Source organism: Paenibacillus xylanilyticus (assembly GCF_047246825.1).
GTDB classification, from domain to species: Bacteria; Bacillota; Bacilli; order Paenibacillales; family Paenibacillaceae; genus Paenibacillus; species Paenibacillus xylanilyticus_B.
On the sequence record NZ_JBFOLB010000006.1, the window covers coordinates 180,988 to 201,587 of the forward strand.

The 20,600-nt window shown below is 49.7% G+C and carries 20 protein-coding genes; 9 read left to right on the forward strand and 11 right to left on the reverse strand.

The window, feature by feature from the left end:
• The 3 genes from AB3N00_RS25940 (at position 1) to AB3N00_RS25950 (ending at position 3,334) form a co-directional block, all read left to right on the forward strand.
• Positions 1-657 (forward strand): response regulator, encoded by a 657-nt coding sequence (locus AB3N00_RS25940; protein WP_175395871.1) that lies wholly within the window; start codon positions 1-3, stop codon positions 655-657.
• Positions 658-836: 179 nt separating this feature from the next.
• On the forward strand, positions 837-2,531 hold the full coding sequence (locus AB3N00_RS25945; RefSeq protein ID WP_413037146.1) for a copper resistance protein CopC: 1,695 nt from the start codon (positions 837-839) through the stop codon (positions 2,529-2,531).
• A gap of 29 nt (positions 2,532-2,560) precedes the next feature.
• Entirely contained in the window at positions 2,561-3,334 is a 774-nt protein-coding gene (locus AB3N00_RS25950; protein WP_413037147.1) for a YcnI family protein, read from the forward strand.
• Between the two features lie 107 nt (positions 3,335-3,441).
• Here AB3N00_RS25950 and AB3N00_RS25955 read toward each other — a convergent pair whose 3' ends face one another.
• The 4 genes from AB3N00_RS25955 to AB3N00_RS25970 form a co-directional block, all read right to left on the reverse strand.
• Positions 3,442-3,714 carry a hypothetical protein gene (locus AB3N00_RS25955; protein WP_413037148.1) on the reverse strand — a complete coding sequence of 91 codons (273 nt, stop codon included), beginning with the start codon at positions 3,712-3,714 and terminating at the stop codon, positions 3,442-3,444.
• Between the two features lie 56 nt (positions 3,715-3,770).
• Complete coding sequence (locus AB3N00_RS25960) at positions 3,771-5,105, reverse strand: hypothetical protein (protein ID WP_413037149.1); 1,335 nt, start codon at positions 5,103-5,105, stop codon at positions 3,771-3,773.
• A gap of 18 nt (positions 5,106-5,123) precedes the next feature.
• The gene (locus AB3N00_RS25965) at positions 5,124-5,405 is read right to left on the reverse strand and encodes a hypothetical protein (RefSeq protein WP_413037150.1); all 282 of its coding nucleotides are present in this window, start codon (positions 5,403-5,405) and stop codon (positions 5,124-5,126) included.
• 342 nt (positions 5,406-5,747) lie between these two features.
• Positions 5,748-7,004 carry a DUF445 domain-containing protein gene (locus AB3N00_RS25970; protein ID WP_413037151.1) on the reverse strand — a complete coding sequence of 419 codons (1,257 nt, stop codon included), beginning with the start codon at positions 7,002-7,004 and terminating at the stop codon, positions 5,748-5,750.
• A 351-nt stretch (positions 7,005-7,355) separates the two neighbouring features.
• On the opposite strand from AB3N00_RS25970, the gene AB3N00_RS25975 reads away from it, so the two are divergent.
• Positions 7,356-8,183 carry an aldo/keto reductase gene (locus AB3N00_RS25975; protein WP_413037152.1) on the forward strand — a complete coding sequence of 276 codons (828 nt, stop codon included), beginning with the start codon at positions 7,356-7,358 and terminating at the stop codon, positions 8,181-8,183.
• 104 nt (positions 8,184-8,287) lie between these two features.
• Here AB3N00_RS25975 and AB3N00_RS25980 read toward each other — a convergent pair whose 3' ends face one another.
• Entirely contained in the window at positions 8,288-8,746 is a 459-nt protein-coding gene (locus tag AB3N00_RS25980; RefSeq protein ID WP_175395877.1) for a cupin domain-containing protein, read from the reverse strand.
• A 212-nt stretch (positions 8,747-8,958) separates the two neighbouring features.
• Between AB3N00_RS25980 and AB3N00_RS25985 the strand changes: the two genes are divergently transcribed.
• A complete protein-coding gene (locus AB3N00_RS25985; RefSeq protein WP_413037153.1) occupies positions 8,959-9,810 on the forward strand; it encodes an AraC family transcriptional regulator in 852 nt (283 codons plus the stop codon).
• A 205-nt stretch (positions 9,811-10,015) separates the two neighbouring features.
• Here AB3N00_RS25985 and AB3N00_RS25990 read toward each other — a convergent pair whose 3' ends face one another.
• Positions 10,016-11,635: a glycoside hydrolase family 28 protein gene (locus AB3N00_RS25990; protein ID WP_413037154.1), complete on the reverse strand. Its 1,620-nt coding sequence runs from the start codon at positions 11,633-11,635 to the stop codon at positions 10,016-10,018.
• A 462-nt stretch (positions 11,636-12,097) separates the two neighbouring features.
• On the opposite strand from AB3N00_RS25990, the gene AB3N00_RS25995 reads away from it, so the two are divergent.
• From AB3N00_RS25995 to AB3N00_RS26010, 4 genes are all read left to right on the forward strand, one after another.
• Positions 12,098-12,826: an amino acid ABC transporter ATP-binding protein gene (locus tag AB3N00_RS25995; RefSeq protein WP_175395880.1), complete on the forward strand. Its 729-nt coding sequence runs from the start codon at positions 12,098-12,100 to the stop codon at positions 12,824-12,826.
• Positions 12,827-12,865: 39 nt separating this feature from the next.
• Positions 12,866-13,702, forward strand: coding sequence for an ABC transporter substrate-binding protein (locus tag AB3N00_RS26000; RefSeq protein ID WP_413037155.1), 837 nt, complete (start codon positions 12,866-12,868; stop codon positions 13,700-13,702).
• Positions 13,703-13,807: 105 nt separating this feature from the next.
• On the forward strand, positions 13,808-14,530 hold the full coding sequence (locus AB3N00_RS26005) for an amino acid ABC transporter permease (RefSeq protein ID WP_413037156.1): 723 nt from the start codon (positions 13,808-13,810) through the stop codon (positions 14,528-14,530).
• 53 nt (positions 14,531-14,583) lie between these two features.
• Complete coding sequence (locus tag AB3N00_RS26010) at positions 14,584-15,234, forward strand: amino acid ABC transporter permease (RefSeq protein WP_413037157.1); 651 nt, start codon at positions 14,584-14,586, stop codon at positions 15,232-15,234.
• Positions 15,235-15,326: 92 nt separating this feature from the next.
• Here AB3N00_RS26010 and AB3N00_RS26015 read toward each other — a convergent pair whose 3' ends face one another.
• From AB3N00_RS26015 to AB3N00_RS26035, 5 genes are all read right to left on the reverse strand, one after another.
• Entirely contained in the window at positions 15,327-16,682 is a 1,356-nt protein-coding gene (locus AB3N00_RS26015; RefSeq protein ID WP_413037158.1) for an FAD-dependent oxidoreductase, read from the reverse strand.
• Positions 16,683-16,712: 30 nt separating this feature from the next.
• Complete coding sequence (locus AB3N00_RS26020; RefSeq protein ID WP_413037159.1) at positions 16,713-17,567, reverse strand: carbohydrate ABC transporter permease; 855 nt, start codon at positions 17,565-17,567, stop codon at positions 16,713-16,715.
• Positions 17,551-18,384, reverse strand: a complete 834-nt coding sequence (locus AB3N00_RS26025) for a carbohydrate ABC transporter permease (RefSeq protein WP_413037218.1) — start codon at positions 18,382-18,384, stop codon at positions 17,551-17,553. Before AB3N00_RS26025 ends, AB3N00_RS26020 begins: the two co-directional genes overlap by 17 nt.
• Before the next feature lie 113 nt (positions 18,385-18,497).
• On the reverse strand, positions 18,498-19,190 hold the full coding sequence (locus AB3N00_RS26030) for a hypothetical protein (RefSeq protein ID WP_413037160.1): 693 nt from the start codon (positions 19,188-19,190) through the stop codon (positions 18,498-18,500).
• Positions 19,191-19,222: 32 nt separating this feature from the next.
• On the reverse strand, positions 19,223-20,515 hold the full coding sequence (locus AB3N00_RS26035) for an ABC transporter substrate-binding protein (RefSeq protein ID WP_413037161.1): 1,293 nt from the start codon (positions 20,513-20,515) through the stop codon (positions 19,223-19,225).
• Between the last annotated feature and the right edge of the window lie 85 nt (positions 20,516-20,600).

A 20,600-nucleotide genomic window follows, 5' to 3' on the forward strand; every position in this document is an offset into this window, starting at 1 on the left:
ATGGAACATGTACGTGTACTGGTTGTCGATGACCACGCCCATGCGCGTGAAGCGATATGCAGCATTCTATCGGAAGACCGTCTGTTTGAAGTGATTGGTACGGCATCGAATGGACAGGAAGCACTGGAGCTGACCGAACAGTGGATGCCTGATCTCATCCTGATGGACGTGCAGATGCCCGATATGGATGGATTGGAGGCTACCCGGCTCATCAAGCTGCGTTTCCCTTACGTTATCATCGTTATGGTGACGGTCTCGGACGATGTAACATATCTGTTCGAGGCACTGAAGCAAGGGGCACAAGGGTATTTGCTCAAAAACCTGTCTCCCTCCACATGGCTTGAATATCTGCGCGCCATTGTGTCAGATGATGCACCGCTCAGCAAGGAACTGGCGTACCGGATACTGCAGGAGTTCCCTGCGCCACGCAGTGAAGATGTGCCGAATAACCCGCTAACTACGCGGGAATTGGAGATCCTTCAATGGGTATCAGCAGGTTATACGAACCGCGAAATTGCTGACCAGCTAGGTATTTCCGATCAAACGGTAAAGAACCATCTCAAAAATATTTTGCAGAAGCTGCAGCTCGAAAATCGGGTTCAACTGACCCGCTATGCACTCGAAAGCGGCCTCGCTGGACGCAAACTGCGCAAGTAGCAAGCATTCATGCTTTTGTCACAATTCATGGAATATAATCGTTTTTTTATAGCCCGATGTAGTCATACGCCGTTATTTTGGACAAAGTTATAATGGTATAGATTGTTATCGGCATCCGAAGAATAACTACAATTCTATAACCCGAGGGTGATGTTTTTTTGAGTTTAGGAAGTTTTACGATGAGATTGGGCAAACGGCACTGGGCCGTAATGGTCTCTCTCCTGCTTCTGTGTTGTCTTGTTATGCCGCAATGGGCATCAGCTCATGCTTATATTGTTAAGGCTTCGCCAGGGGAGAACGAGCAGGTGGCCACTGCTCCAGAGCGTTTGACGCTGGAGTTTAATGAATCGTTGCAGACGGCCTTTTATGATATTAAAATTACCGCCCCTGACGGTACACAGGCCGATGACGGCAATGTACGGATAGATGCAGAGCGTCCCCACGTTCTTGAAACGGGACTGCGCACCGGACTTGGCAACGGTACATATGCCGTCAGCTGGAAAGCTGTATCGGCTGATGGTCATCCCATTCAGGGAGCCTATGTGTTCCATATCGGTGAACCCTCCGGTTCACCTGCTGGTTTGGCAGATCTGACATCCGGCACAAGTCAGACTGGCGGACCGATCAAGTGGATCCTGTCCCTGACCGATTGGATCCAGTATCTTGGATTATCTGTCATCCTGGGCACGCTGGCCTTTCTGCTCTTCCGGATCGCTCCGGCATCCATGGCAAGAGAACCCATGGAAGTGCCCGGCAGTTATAAGCTGTTATGGATCAGCTATGCAGCAGCTTCTGTCGCAGCGATTATCAGTTTGCCGCTGAATACCCTATACGAGTCAGGGGTGTCTATCACCGAATTCAGCTGGGCTTTGATGGGCAGTGCCTTGAAGCTGACGTCCTTTGGCCTAATCTGGATGGCACAGATGCTCATTCTGATGCTGCTTGCAGTCACGATCCTGTCTGGATATGACCGGGATCGTTCTTTGAAGGTTCGCATCTGGTCATCTTACGGTTCACTGCTCCTCGTGCTCGGTTGGCTGCTAACGCATGCCATGACAGGCCACCCTGCCGCAGCCGAGCAGCGTGTGCTCGCCATAACCATGGACTATGTTCACCTGATTGGAGCTGCGTTCTGGATTGGTGCCCTGACGGCTATGGCGGTTTGTCTGCCTCCACTCGCAGATAAACTTCCGCCAAAAGTACGAGGAGAAGTGTACTGGGGAGCCATCCGTCGTTTCACTGCTTGGGGCATTGGCGCCGTTGCCGCTCTTGTTGCTACAGGGATCTATAGCAGTCTGGTCATTTTACCCGAACCTGCACTGACATCCCTGTTCACCACAGCATACGGTTACGTGCTGATCGCGAAGATCATCCTGCTGCTGGTAATGATCGGATTCGCTTGGCGTCATGCCCGCACGGCCAGGCACGGAAAAGGCAACCGTCTGGCAGGCAGTCTTAAGGCAGAACTGGCTGCAGGTGCCGTTGTTCTGGCTCTGGCCGCCATTCTTACCCACCTGTCCCCCGGACAACCTGAGGCTGCTGGCCCTTACAAGGAAGTACAGACAATGGAGGATGGCTCAGCGATCACACTCCAGGTCAGTCCGAATGTAACGGGCGAGAATCAGTTTGAGGTTGGCGTAAAGGGACCTGACGGCAGCATTGTGAATGATCTGGAACAGATCACATTAACGCTGACTCATCTGGATATGGATATGGGTATCTATGAAGTCACCATTCCGAAAAATGATACCGGAGTCTACCAGGCTGAAGAATACATCTCCATGCCTGGACGATGGAGCATTAAGGTTCACCTGCTGACCCGGTCACTGGATTCGCTGGACGCCGAGTTCGAGATCGACACAGCCAATCCATAGTTTCAAAACATTGAGAGGGGTAATTTATCTTGAAAAAAACATCCTGGACTTCCAAACTTACATCCACTATAGCGGCTGGTGCTGCAGCGCTCATGCTGTTCGCCGGCTTCGCAAGTGCCCACGTTACAGTCAGCCCGTCGGCGGCACAGACCAGCGCATGGCAAACGTACACAATCAAAATTCCTTCGGAGAAGGACCTCCCGACAACCAAAATTACGATGAAGGTTCCGGAAGGTGTGGCGTTCAAGCAATATCAGCCACTGGCTGGGTGGAAAATCACAACAGAGAAAAACAGCTCCAACGAAGTGACATCGATTACTTGGGAAGTGGATGGCGATAACGAAGGTATCCTCGCTGGACAATTCCAACAATTTAACTTTGTTGCGCAGAATCCGGATACAGAAACTGAAGTAGCGTGGGATGCATTCCAATATTATAGCGATGGCAGCATTGTAGAATGGACAGGCCAGCCGAGTGACAGCACACCTCACAGTATTACGGCCATTAGTGAAGATCCTGCAGCGGCAGGCAATCAGTCCGCAGCGGGCGGTCACGATAGTGCAGGTACATCCGGAAATGCAAACGATAACGAAGCCACCGCTGGAGACAATAATGCTACCAAGGCTGACGATGATACCACCCTCGGCGATGCATTGAACGACACGGTTACAGGTGAGCCAAATAATACCGATAGTGATCCAGGTACATTGAAGCTGCAACAGGCCACGCTGATCGTATCCATTCTGGCACTGATCATGTCCTTCCTGGGCATCGCGCTCGCTACACGCCGCAAAAAGAGATAATACTTAGTCTTTATATATCTTTGAATGTAACAAAGGAGCCTTGGCATATCTGCCAAGGCTCCTTTTGCAAGGATTTGGACGCTGCTTCCGCTCTCTCTAGGGAAAGTTCAACGTTCCTGGTCCGTTTGAATCATGATCTCAATGTATTGCAGCAAGCTCTTCTTCTGCTGTTCAATCGAATGGATCCGACTGGACAGCCCTGCGAAGAATCCTTCGATCTGCTGCCTGGTGTAGTCGGCCGATTGTCCCTTCCAGTCATTCAGCCGCGCGTACAGGGCCCTGGCTTCCTGCTCATCTGCCTGCAGCTGGGCCAACAGCCGTGTCAGTTCTTTCTCCGCAATCCGAAGATCATTCAGTTCCACCAGCAATTGTCCGCTCACGCCTATCCCCTCCCCTTATGTACGTGTCATCATCGATCTGTCAGCAGTACCTGTTTCTAATTAAAATGAACCGGACTCTCATCAGCCTGGCGGAAAGCATCTGCCTTTTGATCAATGAAGTCGAGGAATTGACTCGTATGCTTCATATGCCATGTACTCAATTCATTAATGGACGCATCGAGCTGGGTCACAATGGGCTCCAATCGGCGACTCCGGCTTGTATGCAGATATTGAGCCATGCGGCTTCGAACCTGATTCAGCTCTGCATTGCACTGCTGTGCATTCTGCTTCCACCGGGAAGCGACGCTTTTCAGTTCTTCCGGCGTTACCTGAATCAGACCGGAAGCGGCTCCCGCAGCTCCCCCGCCCGCTCCTGTTTTCGATAAAACAGGCCCCAGGTTTTTGCTGTACCCACTCAAGTGGTCCATCAGCCGTGGGGAATAACCAATTCTCTCACCGGTGATTGGATCGTACAGATCGTTGGAGATATAGCCATTTTTGAAATTATATTGATCAAGGCTGTGATAGTTTTCACCGCCAAATGAATTCTTGGCTTTGTCTATGACGCTAACACCATCGTTTGCTGAAGCATAGTCGGAATTGATGTAATAGGTTGTTCCCACATGCCGATCATATCCGCCCAGCGTACCACTAGCCACCAGATCGCCAGGATGCGCATAGTTCGTGATCTGGCCATCGAATTTACCCGCTTCAGCCTGCCGACGCACCTCTGGGGTCAAGTTACCCATAACGGATGGGGCACTGAATGTCACGGCAGGAATGCCCGTGTAAGCAGACGCATACTGTGCATTCCCTCCACCAAGGGAATGTCCAGTCATCGAGAAGTTCAGGTCCTTATGCTTATCCTGCATATGATTGGCATAGTTCTCGGCCTGATACATCTGGTTGGCCCAACCTGTTGGAGACACCGTTTTTTCAATATCTTTTACCCGATCGCCAGCCCAGTTCTCAACATCCCGCACTCTGTCTCCGGCCCAATCTTCAACTTTGGAAACACCGGTAAAGTCCTTGACGTTTTCAACGCCTTTATCAAGCCATTCCGGCGTAAGATTATCGACAAATTTGCTGGTCTCCTGCTGACCCTTGCGAATTAATTCCCCGCCCCCAATCCGTCCATCCATGACAAAATCGGGAACAGATCTGTCCAAGGACGCACTTCCCTCTGTACCGCGGTATGAGATTACTGCCTCTTTGGTCTCGGGGTTATAGAATGTCACGGCGTCAAAGCCGGACAATTTGTTGCTTTCAGTCCCTTCAAGCACTTCCCATCCAGGAAGTTCGGTTAATTTATCACCCGTTTTTTGGTCCTGGTAGGCTAAGTCGGATAGCGTTTTATACGTTTCGTCATCAATATTCGGCGGTTTGCTCAACAACTACACCTCCTGTATTTATTTGGCGTACGGGTCATGCCCTTTCGCTTTGATTGCTTCCTCAATCTCCGGGCTTATGACCAGATTTTTGGTAATTTTCTTTTTATAATCATATGATATGCCGAAACTTTGATCTTCATGGTCCTTCACATGCCCTTTCAGACCAATCTGGGACACAGCCATTTCAGGCAAAAGTTCTTTGCTTGTAATCACCACATCCAGTTCAAATTTCTGTTTAAAGTGCTGAACCACACTTGCTTCTGCCTCTTGGAACAACGCTTGTTTCTCGCTTTCCTTCATATTCCCGCAGCCTCCCAAAATTAAAGTCAACATGATGATGAGTGCAATGAAACCTTTAAGCCCTCCTGTACGTTGAATACCAATCCCCCCTTGATCATAAGCAGCAATTCAGGTCCGCCCTATTCTTTTGTTAAGTGAATCATAGTACAAAATCAACATGCCCACATCGGCTCGTGGCATCGTTTTTATATAACTTTCTTCCTAAATGGTTCCATTAAAGTATTCGGGTTACATTACCCAATTTCCTGATTTTTGCAACAATCATTTATCATTTGCATAGATACGCAAAAAAAAGAGCCTACTCATTAAAAAGCGGCCCTACAACTTGGTATGCATATAATCTTATTCCAGTACCATCCTTAATGCAGTCAGCGCAATACCGATGACGAATCCGGTCACAGCACCGTTGATCCGAATCCATTGCAGATCCTGACCTACCTTGTCCTCAATTAACGAGATCAATGAGGCATTATCCATTTTATCAACATTTTCACGAACCAGGTTACCGATCTTGGAATGGTTTTTCTCAAGCAGCGTTGTTACGCCTTCCACAATCTTGGCGTTCATGCCTTCCAGCAATGCATCGTCTGAACGCAAATCGGATAATACCCGTTCGATTGAAGGAAGAGCATATGTCTCCACATACTTCCCATCTTCCATAGCAGCGAGTGCTCTCTCCCTCAGTTGGGTGAGCTTGTTCAGCACGGTTTCTTCGGCATTCCAGCTGCCCAGTATGCTGTCCTTCAACCCGTTGATTCCATCCTGTACACTCTCGCTCATGGCAAGACGTACCGCTTGGGTTCGAACCAAACCTAATACTTTATACCGGAGGGCACTTCCCTCACGCTTCATATCTTCCACTTGGTCAAACAGATATCCCTGCAAAATGCTGCCAAGTCTCTCTTCATTCATATAACCAAGGAAAGCGTTCATGGCAAATTGCATTAAGCCATTCATCTGAATGCCACTAATCGCCTTCATGCCACTCTCACCCAAAAAGGTGATGGTCTCCGGCTTCACCAGCCACTCTTCCGCCTGTTTCAACCCGTAGTCCAGTGCTTTCGCATCATATCCGCGATCGCTCAACTGAATGGACGCCCGTTCCAGGATGGGTCCAAGATCGAAGGCGCCGGCTTGTGATTTGATCTCGCTCGCAACCAGTGGCGCAATCTGCTCCAGAGGCAGGCCTGCCAGGATCCGTTTGCACAGCATATCAATCATCGTTTTAACGCCATCATTGTGAAGTTCCCGCGACATGATATCCAGAAGGGTTTCCGCTGCTTTAAAGCTCGCAATCTTTTCGGTAATGCTTTCTTTATTCAGCAGATTGTTCTCCACCGCAAAGACGAGACCCTCAGTCATTTTGTCCCGGTTCTTCGGCAGCAATGCTGTATGGGGTATCGGAATGCCGAGCGGATGACGGAATAATGCCGTTACAGCGAACCAATCGGCAAGTCCACCTACCAATCCCGCTTCAAATGAACCCACCAGCAGTTTGCCTACGACACTGCCCTGAAACGGCAATGATGCGGCAAAGCCCGCTCCCATTACCACGAGAGACCAGGCTGCTGCTTTTTTGGTTTGTTTAGGTTTAGCCATCACACTTGCTCCTTTATCGTTAATCACACGTCTGAACCCCACCGGACTCATTCGTGCATATCCGTTCTATTTTCAAATGTATTTTATCAAAACTCTTTTATAGCAAGAAGCCTGTGCTTCCATATCCCGTATACTTCATCTTATCACCCACAAGCACCAAAACCAAACCTCTGCCTGCCAAAAAAGAGCAAAAGAAATTCTTTTTCCATAAAAGTGACGTCTATCTTTTTCCATTCCCTAAAACCTTTTAGTATAATCAGGGAAGATGGCCTTTGAATTACGATTGGCCGCCTGGCAGCAGGGTAATTACATATGGAATTCAATGATGGAACAGAGGAGGAATTTCGGAACATGAAAAACGTGCAGGACACAACGACACTCTATAACGGAGTCAAAATGCCTTGGCTGGGTTTTGGCGTATTCAAGGTCAAAGACGGAGAAGAAGTGGTTGAAGCCGTCAAAACAGCCATTCAGGCAGGGTATCGCAGCATTGATACAGCCAAGGCGTATAACAACGAAACAGGTGTAGCCCAAGGTATTCGTGAATCCGGAGTGGCCCGCGAGGATCTGTTCATTACCACCAAAGTATGGAACAGCGACCAAGGGTATGAATCCACATTGGCCGCCTTTGAAGCCAGTATGCAGCGACTCGAACTCGAATATCTCGACCTCTATCTGATTCATTGGCCAGTCAAAGGCAAGTATAAGGATACATGGAGAGCGCTGGAGAAACTGTACAAGGAAGGACGCATTCGCGCCATCGGTGTGAGCAACTTCCAGATTCACCACTTGGAAGATCTGATGATGGATGCCACCATTAAGCCAGCTGTGAATCAGGTTGAGCTGCATCCTCTGCTGATCCAATCGGAGCTGCGAGACTACTGCAGTAAACACCAGATCCAGATTGAAGCCTGGTCTCCACTCGGCCAAGGGAACCTGCTGGAGCACCCGCTTCTCCAGGATATCGCAGCCAAGTATGGCAAATCTCCGGCACAGGTCATTTTGCGCTGGGATCTGCAGAACGGCATCGTGACTATACCGAAATCCGTTACACCGCAGCGTATTCGAGACAACGCTGATTTATACGATTTTGAACTGACTGCCGAAGAAGTCGAATTAATCAATGGACTGAACGAAAACAAACGCTTTGGTTCCGATCCTGATAACTTTAACTTCTAGAAGCATGTACAAGGATACTTGCTTGATGAAGTTCTGGAAAATCAAAAAATCCCGGTTCGGATGCTGTATCCGAACCGGGATTTTGCCATTCATTCGTTGTCAGATTAACCTTTGGAGACCAGCTTGAAATCATCATAGTGGAAACCTGGCGCAACCACACACGTTACCAGCACAGGTTCGTCTCCCAGCGGACGCGCTGTTTGCCATACACCCGCTGGAACAAGCACCTGCGGTGATTGCCCTGCAGCGAGATCCATGCCAAGCACGAGCACTTCCTCATCCCCTGGGTTCTCCCCTTTGCCACCCAGTTTCAATTCAATTGGACTGCCGCTGTGCCACAGCCACAGCTCATCGGACAGGACCGTGTGCCACTCGGAAATTTCATGCGAGTGCAGCAGAAAATAGGTCGAGCTTGCAGAGAATCTTGGGCCCGAATATGCTTCCGGCAGAACGGATTGCGGAATCTGATAAGAAGCCTTCCATACTTCCTTATACCAACCGCCTTCAACGTGAGGCTGCATATCCAGCGCAGCAACCAGAGGCGATAATTCATGTGTCGTCATAACCAGTTCCTTCCTTCCAAATCATATTGGAGACCCCCTATCCAGAGTTTGGCCTCACTCTCCCTACTGTAAAACATCGTTGGTCGTTTGTCACCCTTGAGACCTTTTCATCCCTTTTGTACTCATCATTTGATAGCGTTTACAACAAACTGGATTTTCCGTTATGATATGGATATAAACGTAAAGCAGCCGAAGCAGAGAGGAGTTTGATTATGAGCATTATAGAGGATCGAATCGGACCCAAATATCGCATTGGAGAAAATTCGTTCACCATCGAACATATGCGCAGACATGATGGCAGCGCCATGCCTCAGCCTCACGCTCATCCGTTTTACGAACTGTATTATCTGCTTGAGGGGGAACGGGTGTATTCCATGAATGGTCAGCTCCTGACCGCCAGCAAGGGTGATCTGATTCTCATTAATCCGCATGATGTACATATAACCTCCAGAGGAAACAGGCCCGGATTTGAACGAATCCTCATCGGGTTCTCACCTTCATTTGCCACCGGGATGGAACTCGGCGTGTGTGGTCTGCTCCCATTTGAACGATCAAGGCTCCTTCACTTTCCTGAAACAGAGCAGCAGGAGATGGAACGGATGCTGTGGCAGATGCTGCGTGAATGCAAGGAGCGCCGCCCGCACTATGAAATGGTTGTACGAAGCCTGCTCGCCCAGCTCCTGATTCACATCCATCGGGTGGAGGAGAATAACCGCCTGGTGTCACCCGGCCCCATTCATCCGATGCAGGACAAAATCAGCGAGATTGCCTCTTACGTAAATAGACATTATAACGAACCCCTTACACTTGAAGATGCAGCAGCCCGCTTTTATATCAGTCCATCCTATTTGAGCCGGATGTTCAGTCGGTTTACCGGATTTCGATTCAGCGAATATTTGCGGGTGGTGCGGGTTCGGGAAGCACAGAGGCGTTTGCTGTCCACTCAGGAGCGGGTGCAGTTGATTGCGGAGAAGGTCGGGTTTGAGCACACGGCTCATTTTAACAAAACATTCAAACAGGTTACAGGAACCACCCCTCTGCGCTATCGCAAAGAGCATCGATGATCAGGAACCCATCTTGGCTTCTTCGAGCCGGATTTAAGGCAGAAATATAGGTAGTGGATAGGAAGCCGTGTGGGTAGCCATGCTCAAAAGACTGCGTATCCCTATATCGAAGAAAAATCAGGATTACTGGATATACGGCTACGCCACTGCGGCTGAATTTGAATCATTATAATCGTTCGTTCCTATCGGTGTATGTCAGGGCCTGTTATCTCCGGATGAGCACACCGCTTCTCACCTCAGGTCCGATGGAAATCTGACGTCCCTCTTCATCTGCATCATCTTCCCGGCACACAATCCCGGCAGACTCATGCCCGGTTACAATCAAAAGCCGTCCATCCGCGCCCCTGCCCCGAATTCCTTCTACTTCTGCTCCCCTGCATTGATGCAGATGGATCAGTGAACCTTCGGTAATCTGGGCGTTTAACCCGGCAATTCTCAGGTGCTTCGCATGAGCACAATGTACCCCGTTTCGCGCAGTGACGTTATACCCCTCAATGATCAAACCGTCCAAAGGCATCTCGGGCAGGCCACTTACCAATAAAGCTGTGTCCGCACCTGCACAGACAACATCCGATATGCGAATACCCCTGAACACCGGCGTCTCTTCGCTAATCTCCTGAAACAGATCGCTGCCGCGGGCCGAGCCCTCCAGATTTGCATAGAAAAAGGAAAACGAAATGGCCTCCATAATGATATCTTTCATATAGATGCGCTGTATCTCAATATCTTCGACAACTCCGCCTCGCCCGCGCGCACTCTTGAATCGGAGCCCAATGTCCGTTCCGATAAACGTACAATCCGACACTCTGACATGCCGCACACCCCCAGACATCTCGCTGCCAATCACGAACCCGCCATGTCCGTGATACACCGTACAGTCCCGAATGGTAATATATTCGGATGGCAGACCGAGTTCGCGGCCTTCGGCATCCTTGCCGGATTTCAGGCAGATGGCGTCATCCCCCACATCGAACACACTGCGTTCCACGACAACATAACGGCATGATTCAATATCCAATCCATCCCCATTCTGAGAAAACCACGGATTTCGTACACTCACGTTGCGTATAGTAACATGCTCCGATGCCCAAGGATGCAGATTCCATGCAGGCGAATTCTGAAATGTCGGGCCGTCCAAAAGTACCCGCTTGCATCTGCGCAAACTAACCATGTTCGGCCGTAAAAAGTCTCTGACTCCTTCGTAAGCTGTAAGCTCACGCACCTGCTCCATGTGCAGACGACTCGCTATAGCACCACCTTCGAGAGCCGAAGCAGAAGGCCACCAGATTTCTTCATTTCCGTCTCCGTCTGAACGCTCTACTACTCCACCAGAAGCAACCAATCGATTCCACTGCGAAGTGGTCATCTTGGATCGCTTGACCGGACGCCATGCTTCACCGCTGCCATCCCATATTCCTTCACCTGTAATCGCAATGTCCTCGAGAAGCTCGCCATCGATTGGAGATTGGCACCTCACCACCTGCCAACCCTCAAAGCTTGATGCAATCAGAGGATAATGCTCAAAATGGCGACTAAACGTAACCAATGCTCCAGCCTCTGTATGAAGCTCGGTGCGGCTGCGCAGCACAATCGGACCTGTCAGCCAGACACCCGCCGGGATGATAATTCGACCGCCCCCCGCTTCCGCGCAAGCCGCTATAGCAAGCCTGAACACCTCGGTATTGTCCGTCACGCCGTCTCCTTTTGCTCCATAGTCCGTAATCCGAAAATCTCGAGCAGGAATGACAGGCAGAGCAACCTCATAGGCTTTCATATCCGATTGGAGACCTTCTCCTGTACTTAATGGGGAGTAGTATGTACTCATCGTTCAGAACATCCTCTCTTCTCTATAATTGGGATTGAACTATGATTGATAATTCATAATTTCCATAAATGTGCATTATCCCCATCATATCAACGCGATCTGGTCCAAGGTTGCGCTTTTTTGCCATGTAGAGTTGGAACTTGAGGTTATATGCTCCATTACCTTGGACATATGATGGGTATCAACATCAGTATACTCTATACATCTATTCCAATGGTTGTAAATCAACTAGGATATTCGATTCATTTTTCTGTCAGGATTCGTCACAAACCACTCAATAATATAACAAATACATAACACAAATTCTGGCTACAGCCCTACTTAACCCCATACTTATGTCATGTTTTATCACAAACCAATTGCCATAAGCAGGATGACTATGTATGATTAAATAACTAGTTTCAATTTATTCCTTATTATTCCTTCTCAAACAAGCGCTCGTAGAAAGGATGGGGTGTACTCTTGATTGAATTTAGGGGTGTGCAGAAGCACTTTGGTCATTTTCATGTTCTCAAAGACATTCATCTTCACATTGAAGAAGGAGAGGTCGTTGTCATTATCGGCCCTTCCGGCTCCGGCAAAAGTACGCTGCTCCGTTGTATTAACCGTTTGGAGACCATCACAGAAGGCGAGCTAGTCGTCAGCGGTGTCCCTTTACATCAGAAAAAGGTGGACATCAACCTCTTCCGCCGCGACATTGGTATGGTGTTCCAACATTTCAATCTCTACCCTCACAAAAAAGTCATTGATAACATTACGCTTGCACCTGTCAAGGTGCGTAAACAACCCAAAGAACAGGCAGCCGCCACAGCAATGAAATACTTGACCCGGGTGGGCATTGCCGATAAGGCAGACAGTTATCCCTCCCAGTTGTCCGGTGGACAGCAGCAGCGGGTAGCCATCGCGAGAGGGCTCGCCATGGAGCCCAAAATCATGCTTTTTGACGAACCGACCTCTGCGCTTGATCCCGAGATGATCGGGGAAGTTCTGGATGTCATGCGCTCCCTTGCTCATAACGGAATGACCATGGTTGTTGTCACCCATGAAATGGGATTTGCCCGTGAAGTTGCAGACCGGGTTATCTTCATGGACGAAGGCCGAATCGTGGAAGAGGCCGCTGCCGCCGAATTTTTCGATAACCCGCGAGAAGAGCGGGCACAGCAGTTCCTGAGCCGCCTGATTCATCATTGAGAATTATAGAATATTCCATTTTGAAAGGGGTCTTTATTCATGAAGAATGTATTGAAGTGGCCGGCATTTATCCTTGTGTTGATTCTCTCGGTGGTCTTGTCCGGCTGTAGTACGGGAGAGGAAACAACCAACAGTAGTGGTGGTGGTGGTGAGAATGCTGCTGCCAAAGGAACGATTGAGCAGATCAAGGAGCGCGGCAAACTGATTGCCGGGGTTAAATACGATACAAAGCTCTTTGGCTTGAAAGACCCGGCAAGCGGTGAGGTAGAAGGATTCGACATTGATATCGCCAAAGCACTCGCCAAAGAGATCCTTGGAGACGAAACCAAGGTCGAGCTGAAAGAAGTCACATCCAAAACCCGTATTCCCATGCTGCAAAACGGTGATATTGACATCATCATTGCGACGATGACCATCACCGACGAGCGCAAGGAGCAAGTGGACTTCAGTGACGTTTACTTCGAGGCGGGGCAGTCCCTGCTTGTAAAAAACGATAGTGCGATTACCGGACTGGAGAGTTTGGGAGGTGTGAAGGTGCTTGCCGTTAAGGGCTCAACCTCTGCACAAAATATCCGTGAGAAAGCCCCTGATGCTGAGGTACTCGAATTCGATAACTACCAGGATGCCTTCACTGCGCTCAAAGCAGGTAAAGGTGAGGCACTGACCACGGATAACATCATCCTGATCGGCATGCAGCAAACGGACAACAACTACAAACTGGTGGGCGGCAATTTTACCAGTGAACCTTATGGAATGGCGATTCGCAAAGGCGACTCTGCCTTCGTAGAAGAAGTGAACAGCCTGCTTAAAAGTATGAAAGACAGCGGCGAATACGATACGTTGCATGAGAAATGGCTTGGCAGCAAGCCCGAGTAACCTCGATTAATGATGAGCAAGCGGCGGTTTCATCTGTAAGGAGTCGGATCATCGTCACAGCATAAATCGCTGCTTCGCCATCTGGAGAACGGAGGCTTCGCCTATATGGGCAAATTGGATTTCGATGTACTGTTCAATCATTCAGACCGTTTCTTGGAAGGATTCCTCAATACGATTCAGGTAAGCATCATGGCCTTGATCGGCAGCTTTATACTTGGAGCAATCATGGCGATCTTCCGGATTTCTCCGATCAAACCGCTGAACTGGATAGGTACGGCTTTTGTGGAGTTCATCCGGAACATCCCTCTCCTGCTGGTCGTGTTTTTCTTCTACCTTGGACTCCCTGCACTCGGCATTTCACTGGATGGGTTTGTCTCGGGTACGCTGGGCCTGACCATCTATACGGCAGCTTTTATTGCTGAAGCCATCCGTGCAGGCATTCAGACCGTACCCCGGGGACAGCTGGAAGCTGCGAGGTCTTCCGGTCTTTCCTACGTACAGGCCATGAACCTGGTCATTTTGCCGCAGGCAATTAAGATTGTACTGCCATCGATCGGCAATCAATTTATCAATTTGGTCAAAAACTCATCCATTCTCGCGGTTGTTGCCGGCATGGATTTGATGTATTTTGCCGACCTGGTCAATTCAGATACGTTCCAGCCGCTGAGTGTATACACCATTGTTGCGCTGTTCTATCTGGTGCTGACGCTGCCACTCAGTTTCCTCGTTCATTATTTGGAACGCAGATTCGGACAGAGTGACGCCGAGGCACGCAGTACCAAGGGCAAGCCGAAGAAAAACAAACCAGCAGGACAGGTTACGATGTAATATCAGCCAACTATTCAGCCATTGTTCCACTCACAGAAGGAGGTCGATGTACGATGGACTTTAGCGGGGCCTATGCCTGGCCCAACCTTCGTTTCCTGCTGCACGGATTTCTGATCACCCTGCAAGTCGCAGGGCTGTCGATCGTTTTCAGCTTTGTCCTCGGCACCGTGCTGGGTACCGTCCGCTATACCCGTATTCCGGTCCTGTCTCAGATCGTTGCGGTTATCGTGGATACGATTCGAAATCTGCCGCTGCTGCTGATCATTTTCTTCATTCATATTGTACTGCCTCAGCTAGGGATTAAAATGTCTGTCTTCTGGTCCACTGTTGTTGGACTGAGTCTGTTCGAAGGCGCCATGATCGCAGAAATCGTCCGTAGCGGTCTCAAATCGGTTGAGCGCGGCCAGGTGGAAGCTGCCCGTTCTTCCGGCCTGAGTTACATGCAAACACTGGGCGGCATCATTATGCCGCAGGCTCTCCGCCGTATGTCACCACCGATGGTTAGCCAGTTCATCTCACTCTTGAAGGATACGTCACTGGCAATCATCATCTCACTGCCTGAGCTGATGCACAACGTGCAGATCCTTGGCGGCCAGAGCTTCGATTATGTCATCCCCGCTCTGCTGCTCGCAGCCGTATTGTATTTTGCCATCAACTACACGCTGTCTATCGTAGCCCGGCGCCTTGAGGCAAGGATGAATTAATGCGCTCGACTTGGTGACAGCACACATAAAGAGTCCAGATAAACACACCTCTGTGTCGATCTGGACTCTTTATTATTCGTATTGTTTCGAACTCAAATCGCTGCTCCGTTTCGCCGTAGTTCCTTCTGCAGCAACGTAACCGGAAGTGACAGCGGCTCAAGCTGCATTTGCACTGCCAATGCAGCCGAAGTTCCAGCGGCCTCCCCCGTTGCCATACAGCTAGGAGTCAGCCTTGTCGTAGCATGAGCCTCATGCGTGGTGGAGATGCAGCGTCCTGCTGCCAGCAGATTGCGGATATTGCTGGAGATCAGACAGCGGTATGGGATGTCGTACGCCCCATCTCCTTCAATAAATGCAGCCACCACGCCTTGGCCTGAAGGATCATGTATATCAACGGGATAACCACTTCTGGCGATGACATCGTCAAACTTCCGCCCCGCAACCACATCCTCCCTCGTCAAAGAATAATGCCCAATGATCCGTCTGGATTCACGTATACCAATCTGGGGAGCTACTGCGGATATGGAAGCCCGTTCGAATCCAGGCACATCACGCTGCAAAAACTCGGCAATCAGGAGTACCTGCTTCCTGCCTTCCTGTTCAGCAGAGGTCAGATCCTCTGCATCGGTAGCATCCAATCCCTGAACCCTGGTGCAGTTAATCAACACTTCATCTTCAGCCGGCCCGGTAAAAAATAACACCTGATCGCGGTTAATCGGAACACCCGCCTTCTGCCATTGCGAATAAAAACCACTCACCCCGGTTAACGGAATACGATCCAGCTCTGCGAAAGGTGTCTTGGCGTAGAAATCTTCCGGGTGCTCCATAATATACTGCTTTACTCGCTCAAGGTTTACGCCACGCATCCGAAATTTCATGGTCATGGGCTGGGACTGATGATCTCCATCCCGACCCTTCGCAACAGCAGCGCCAGCAAGATAAGCTGCATCCGCGTCGCCACTGGTATCGACAAATATTTTTGCCTTAAGCTCCATTCGGCCCGACTTGTTTGTCAATCGGACCGCCTCCACCCGATTATCCAGAACAATCACTTCATCCATGAAGCTGTGCAACAGCAGCCGAACGCCTGCCTCTTGAAGCATATCGGCCGCAATAACTTGATAAATGGCCGGATGGTATGGTGTAACGGTATGCACGAACCCAACTGTATCTCGGAGATGCCCTGGAGAGCCACCTCGCTCCTTCAGTCGGTCAACGATCTCCTGGGCAATGCCTCTGATTACCTGTTCACCGCTCTCCGTGTGGAAAGTCATCCAAGGATAGACCATGGCGGCGGTCGACATTCCGCCAACGAACCCATATCGCTCTATCAGCACCGTACGCACACCCTGTCGCCCGGCAGCAATGGCCGCCGCAATGCCCGCGGGTCCGCCTCCCACAATAACAACATCGGCTTGCTCACTCTTCATGCTTATCCGTTTGCTCATGTTCCACTCCTCCTCTCATCGATTAGCCGCCTATTCTTTCAGCCCTGTCATTGCAACACCCTCAATGAATCGCCGCTGCGCAATGAAGAATATAACCAGAAGTGGTACGGTTGCCATAACGGTGGCGCTCATCAGATAATGCCATGCTGTACCCACTTCATCCGTGAACAGGGACAACCCTAGCGGCAGTGTCATCAACTCTCGCGAGTTAATGAAAATCAGCGGATCAAAAAACTCATTCCAAATGGTCACAAAGGTAAAGATCGTTAGAGTCGCCATGCCGGGTTTGGCAATGGGCAGCATAATCCGCGCATATATCCGGAATCGGTTGCAGCCATCAATCATCGCTGCTTCCTCCAGTTCGGTGGGGACTGTAATAAAGAACTGCCGCATCACAAAGATGCCGAATACGCCACCTGCCCCGAAGATGGGAAGTAAAATCAGCGGGAGATGTGTATCAATCCAGCCCAGCTGCCGCATGAACAAAAACATCGGAATTGCCGTCACCTCGTGGGGAATCATCATGGCGCTCAGCAGGATAAGGAACACCACGTTGCGGCCCTTGAATGGAATCTTGGCAAATGCATATCCGGCAAGGGAAGCAAAAAACACTGTACCCAGCACGACCACAACAGCAATATACACACTATTAAGATAGAATCGATGAAACGGAATCAATCGAAAAACATCGATGTAATTCTGAAATCGGAATGGTTCCGGTATCCACTGCGGTGGATACGTGAATATGCTCTGGGGCTCCTTGAATGACGTAGATATCATCCAGATAAACGGCACAATCATAATCAGCGAAATCAGGCTCAGCAACAAATACGTACCAATCGCACCCCCTGCTGTCCGCACAGACGGCTTAGGCATCGCCTTCATTGAATACCCACCTCTTTCGAAGCTGCCATTGCAGCAGCGTCAGGATCAGTACGATAGCAAACAGTACATACGCCAATGCGGAGGCGTAACCAAACTGAAACAGCTTGAACGCTTTTTCCCATATATAGTAGACCAGCACCTTGGTGCTATTGCTCGGACCTCCCTGTGTCATCACATAAATCTGCCCGAACACTTTGAGCGAGCCGATGACCGTCATCACCATGGTCAAAAACACGGTTGGCGTAATCATTGGAAGCGTCACATGGAAAAAAGCCCTCCGCCTGCCTGCACCGTCCAGTGTGGCCGCCTCGTACAATGATCGCGGCACCTGCTGAATGGCGGCTATGAACAATACCATATTCAGGCCAACATTTTTAAGCACACTGGTTACAATAACCGCGGGCATCGCCAGATCCTGATTGTAAAGCCAAGCCGGTCCCTTGATGCCCATCATCATCAGAAGCTGATTGATCAGTCCCGACTCGGTTGCATACATAAGCTTCCATACAATTGCCCACACAATAAGGGAAGTCATAACCGGAACGAAGATGGCTGTACGGAATATTCCGATGCCCCGCAAACTTTTGGATAGCAGCAAAGCGAGCAGCAGTGCCAGTATAATATTCAGCGGAACAAGTCCGGCTGTGAAATAAACCGTGTTTCCCAGTACCCTCCAAAACATTTTATCTGTCATGATCTCGCGGTAGTTATCCAGCCCAATAAAGTGATGATCCCCAAGCAGCGGCCAGTCGGTCAGACTCATATATAACGCGAGGCCCATTGGAAAGAGCAGCAGCAAGGTAAAACCAAGGACCATTGGAGATATAAACAGCCATCCTGCAATCTGGGCCTCTCTTGCGAGCGGTCCTCTTCCTGAATGCTTGCGTGATTTGGTCAACTCTGGCCCTCCTCTTCTCATCCGTCTTCCTTCTACTTCAGTTTCTCCATGGCATTGCGAAACCCGCTAACGGCTTTTCGCAGCTCTTCCTCCGTTTTACCTGTTACGACTGCCCCAAGCATAATCGCCTTAATCCCGGTATCGTGCAGCACCGGCACATCCTCCTGTACCAGTCCCCGCTGGGAAGGGACCAACACGGGAAGCTGTGTTTGCATCACTAACCGGCGATACCGAAGGATATCTGAGAAGCTTAGCGGTGTGCCGTACTCCTCTCCGGGGACAATGGATGCTTCCAACGCGGTAAAACCATAATGAGCTGCCTCACTAACCAGGGAAGGGTCGTAGTGTTCATTGATGGCAAATGTTTTATCCAGACCGAGCTCACCCAACATGAAAGACGGTAAATGATGAGCATATATGGAATAGAAATCAAAACCCAGACCGGAAAGCTTTCCCACATCTTCCTGTCGTGTCCCATCAATGGTACCCGAAGGAACCACCCCAAGCGGACCGGTAAATTGGGATCGGATTGCACGAAAGGTATCGATATATTCATCCAGCGGACCAAAATGGTTTCCACTGGCGCGGTGTCCGACATTGTAATGTACTTTTAGCGCGTCGGCACCTTCTTCAATCGCTGCCTTGGCCAGTGCTGTATCGTTCGCGGGCAGGCTGACGACAAGCAGCATGCGTTGTCCGTTCAGTGCCTCCTTCAATTGCCCCATACCCTTACCTCCTGTATTTATGCCATTACTTATTATTGCAGCAGACCCTGAATCTCTTCCTGCATCTGCTTCAAATTATCCTGAGATGTGGCTAAACGGGCGAATAAACGATCGAAACCTTGCAGCACCGCATTATCGATATCTTGCCAGCGAATATGGCCCGGTATCAAGCGTGCTTTTGGCATTTCATCAATCACTGCCTGAACAATATGTTCCTTGCTTGGATTATTCGGCTGGTTAATGAAAGCATCCGAATTCAGTACAGAGGTGCGCGGAGGGACAAAGTAAGTTGCTGTTGCCTGAATTCCCTGCTCACTGGCGAAAAATTTCAGCAATTTCTTCGCTTCTTCCGGATGCTTGCTATCGTTGAACATGGCATATCCCGCTTGGCCCAGCATGGGCACACTACCCTGTGATCCTGAAGGCATCGGCGCGATACTCCATTCGAAATCCGTAATGTCTCTTGCTTTGGACACATAACTGTAGTTGTCGAAGAACATACCCACATTGCCCGCATCAAAGCTGACCTGCTCACCCGCCTTCGGATGCGATTCATCTGTAAACATCATGCGTTCCAGTAAATCAAAGGTTTGCACACCATACGGATCATTCCAGGTGAACTGACTCATCTCCTCATCGAAAGGCCCGCTGCCATAGGACCAGGAATAGGAGGAAAGAACAGCCCAAGTCTTCCAATCACGAAAAAAGTTGGCACCGTAGATTCGGTTTGTCGCTTCCTTGCTGGTAATTGTTTTGGCTGTCTCTTCAAATCGTTCCCACGTCCATTGTCCTTGTGCAGCAAGTGTGTTAGGGTCGGTCAGGCCAGCCTTGTCGAACAGAGATTTGTTGTAGAACATGACCACCGGAGGCGTGGAGAACGGCAAGCCAAGCAGTTGATCACCGTCCCGAAACAGATCCAGCGTACTAGAAATATAATCATTCAGCTTGAATCCTGCATCATCCTTGAATTCGGATACGTCTGCCAGAATGTGATTGGATTTGAATTGTGGAACCATCCGCTCAGAGACCCAGGCGATATCCGGAAGCGAGCCGCCAGCGGCAAGCACAGAAATTTTTTGCTGGTATTCCGCAAAGGGTACGGATTCCATCGTCACCTTGATACCCGGATTTTCCTGTGTGAAGCTATCTATCAGCTTGTTATACACGTCCATATGCGCCTGATTTCCCCACATCATGAACTTCAGTTCAATCTCTCCATCTCCTGCGGATGCATTCTCAGGATCACTGCCGGAATCAGCACCTGCACAGCCAATTAATGCAACAATGATGAATACGAGCATCAACGTCAGTCCTGCCTTTTTCATGGAAATCCCCCTTATACGCTTAGTGACATACACGTGCAACCAAAGTATAGCGAAAGAATAACTTGTTCCTAAATCACGCCAGCTA

Bases quoted from the DNA above. Each gene is read 5' to 3' on its own strand.
- AB3N00_RS25985 (WP_413037153.1), top strand. From the start codon at position 8,959: ATGAGCATTATAGAGGATCGAATCGGACCCAAATATCGCATTGGAGAA.
- AB3N00_RS26000 (WP_413037155.1), top strand. From the start codon at position 12,866: ATGAAGAATGTATTGAAGTGGCCGGCATTTATCCTTGTGTTGATTCTC.
- AB3N00_RS26035 (WP_413037161.1), bottom strand. From the start codon at position 20,515: ATGAAAAAGGCAGGACTGACGTTGATGCTCGTATTCATCATTGTTGCA.
- AB3N00_RS25975 (WP_413037152.1), top strand. From the start codon at position 7,356: ATGAAAAACGTGCAGGACACAACGACACTCTATAACGGAGTCAAAATG.
- AB3N00_RS26005 (WP_413037156.1), top strand. From the start codon at position 13,808: ATGGGCAAATTGGATTTCGATGTACTGTTCAATCATTCAGACCGTTTC.
- AB3N00_RS25990 (WP_413037154.1), bottom strand. From the start codon at position 11,635: ATGAGTACATACTACTCCCCATTAAGTACAGGAGAAGGTCTCCAATCG.
- AB3N00_RS26025 (WP_413037218.1), bottom strand. From the start codon at position 18,384: ATGGTCCTTGGTTTTACCTTGCTGCTGCTCTTTCCAATGGGCCTCGCG.
- AB3N00_RS25970 (WP_413037151.1), bottom strand. From the start codon at position 7,004: ATGGCTAAACCTAAACAAACCAAAAAAGCAGCAGCCTGGTCTCTCGTG.
- AB3N00_RS26010 (WP_413037157.1), top strand. From the start codon at position 14,584: ATGGACTTTAGCGGGGCCTATGCCTGGCCCAACCTTCGTTTCCTGCTG.
- AB3N00_RS25940 (WP_175395871.1), top strand. From the start codon at position 1: ATGGAACATGTACGTGTACTGGTTGTCGATGACCACGCCCATGCGCGT.
- AB3N00_RS25965 (WP_413037150.1), bottom strand. From the start codon at position 5,405: ATGAAGGAAAGCGAGAAACAAGCGTTGTTCCAAGAGGCAGAAGCAAGT.
- AB3N00_RS26030 (WP_413037160.1), bottom strand. From the start codon at position 19,190: ATGGGGCAATTGAAGGAGGCACTGAACGGACAACGCATGCTGCTTGTC.
- AB3N00_RS26015 (WP_413037158.1), bottom strand. From the start codon at position 16,682: ATGAGCAAACGGATAAGCATGAAGAGTGAGCAAGCCGATGTTGTTATT.
- AB3N00_RS25945 (WP_413037146.1), top strand. From the start codon at position 837: ATGAGATTGGGCAAACGGCACTGGGCCGTAATGGTCTCTCTCCTGCTT.
- AB3N00_RS26020 (WP_413037159.1), bottom strand. From the start codon at position 17,567: ATGAAGGCGATGCCTAAGCCGTCTGTGCGGACAGCAGGGGGTGCGATT.
- AB3N00_RS25980 (WP_175395877.1), bottom strand. From the start codon at position 8,746: ATGACGACACATGAATTATCGCCTCTGGTTGCTGCGCTGGATATGCAG.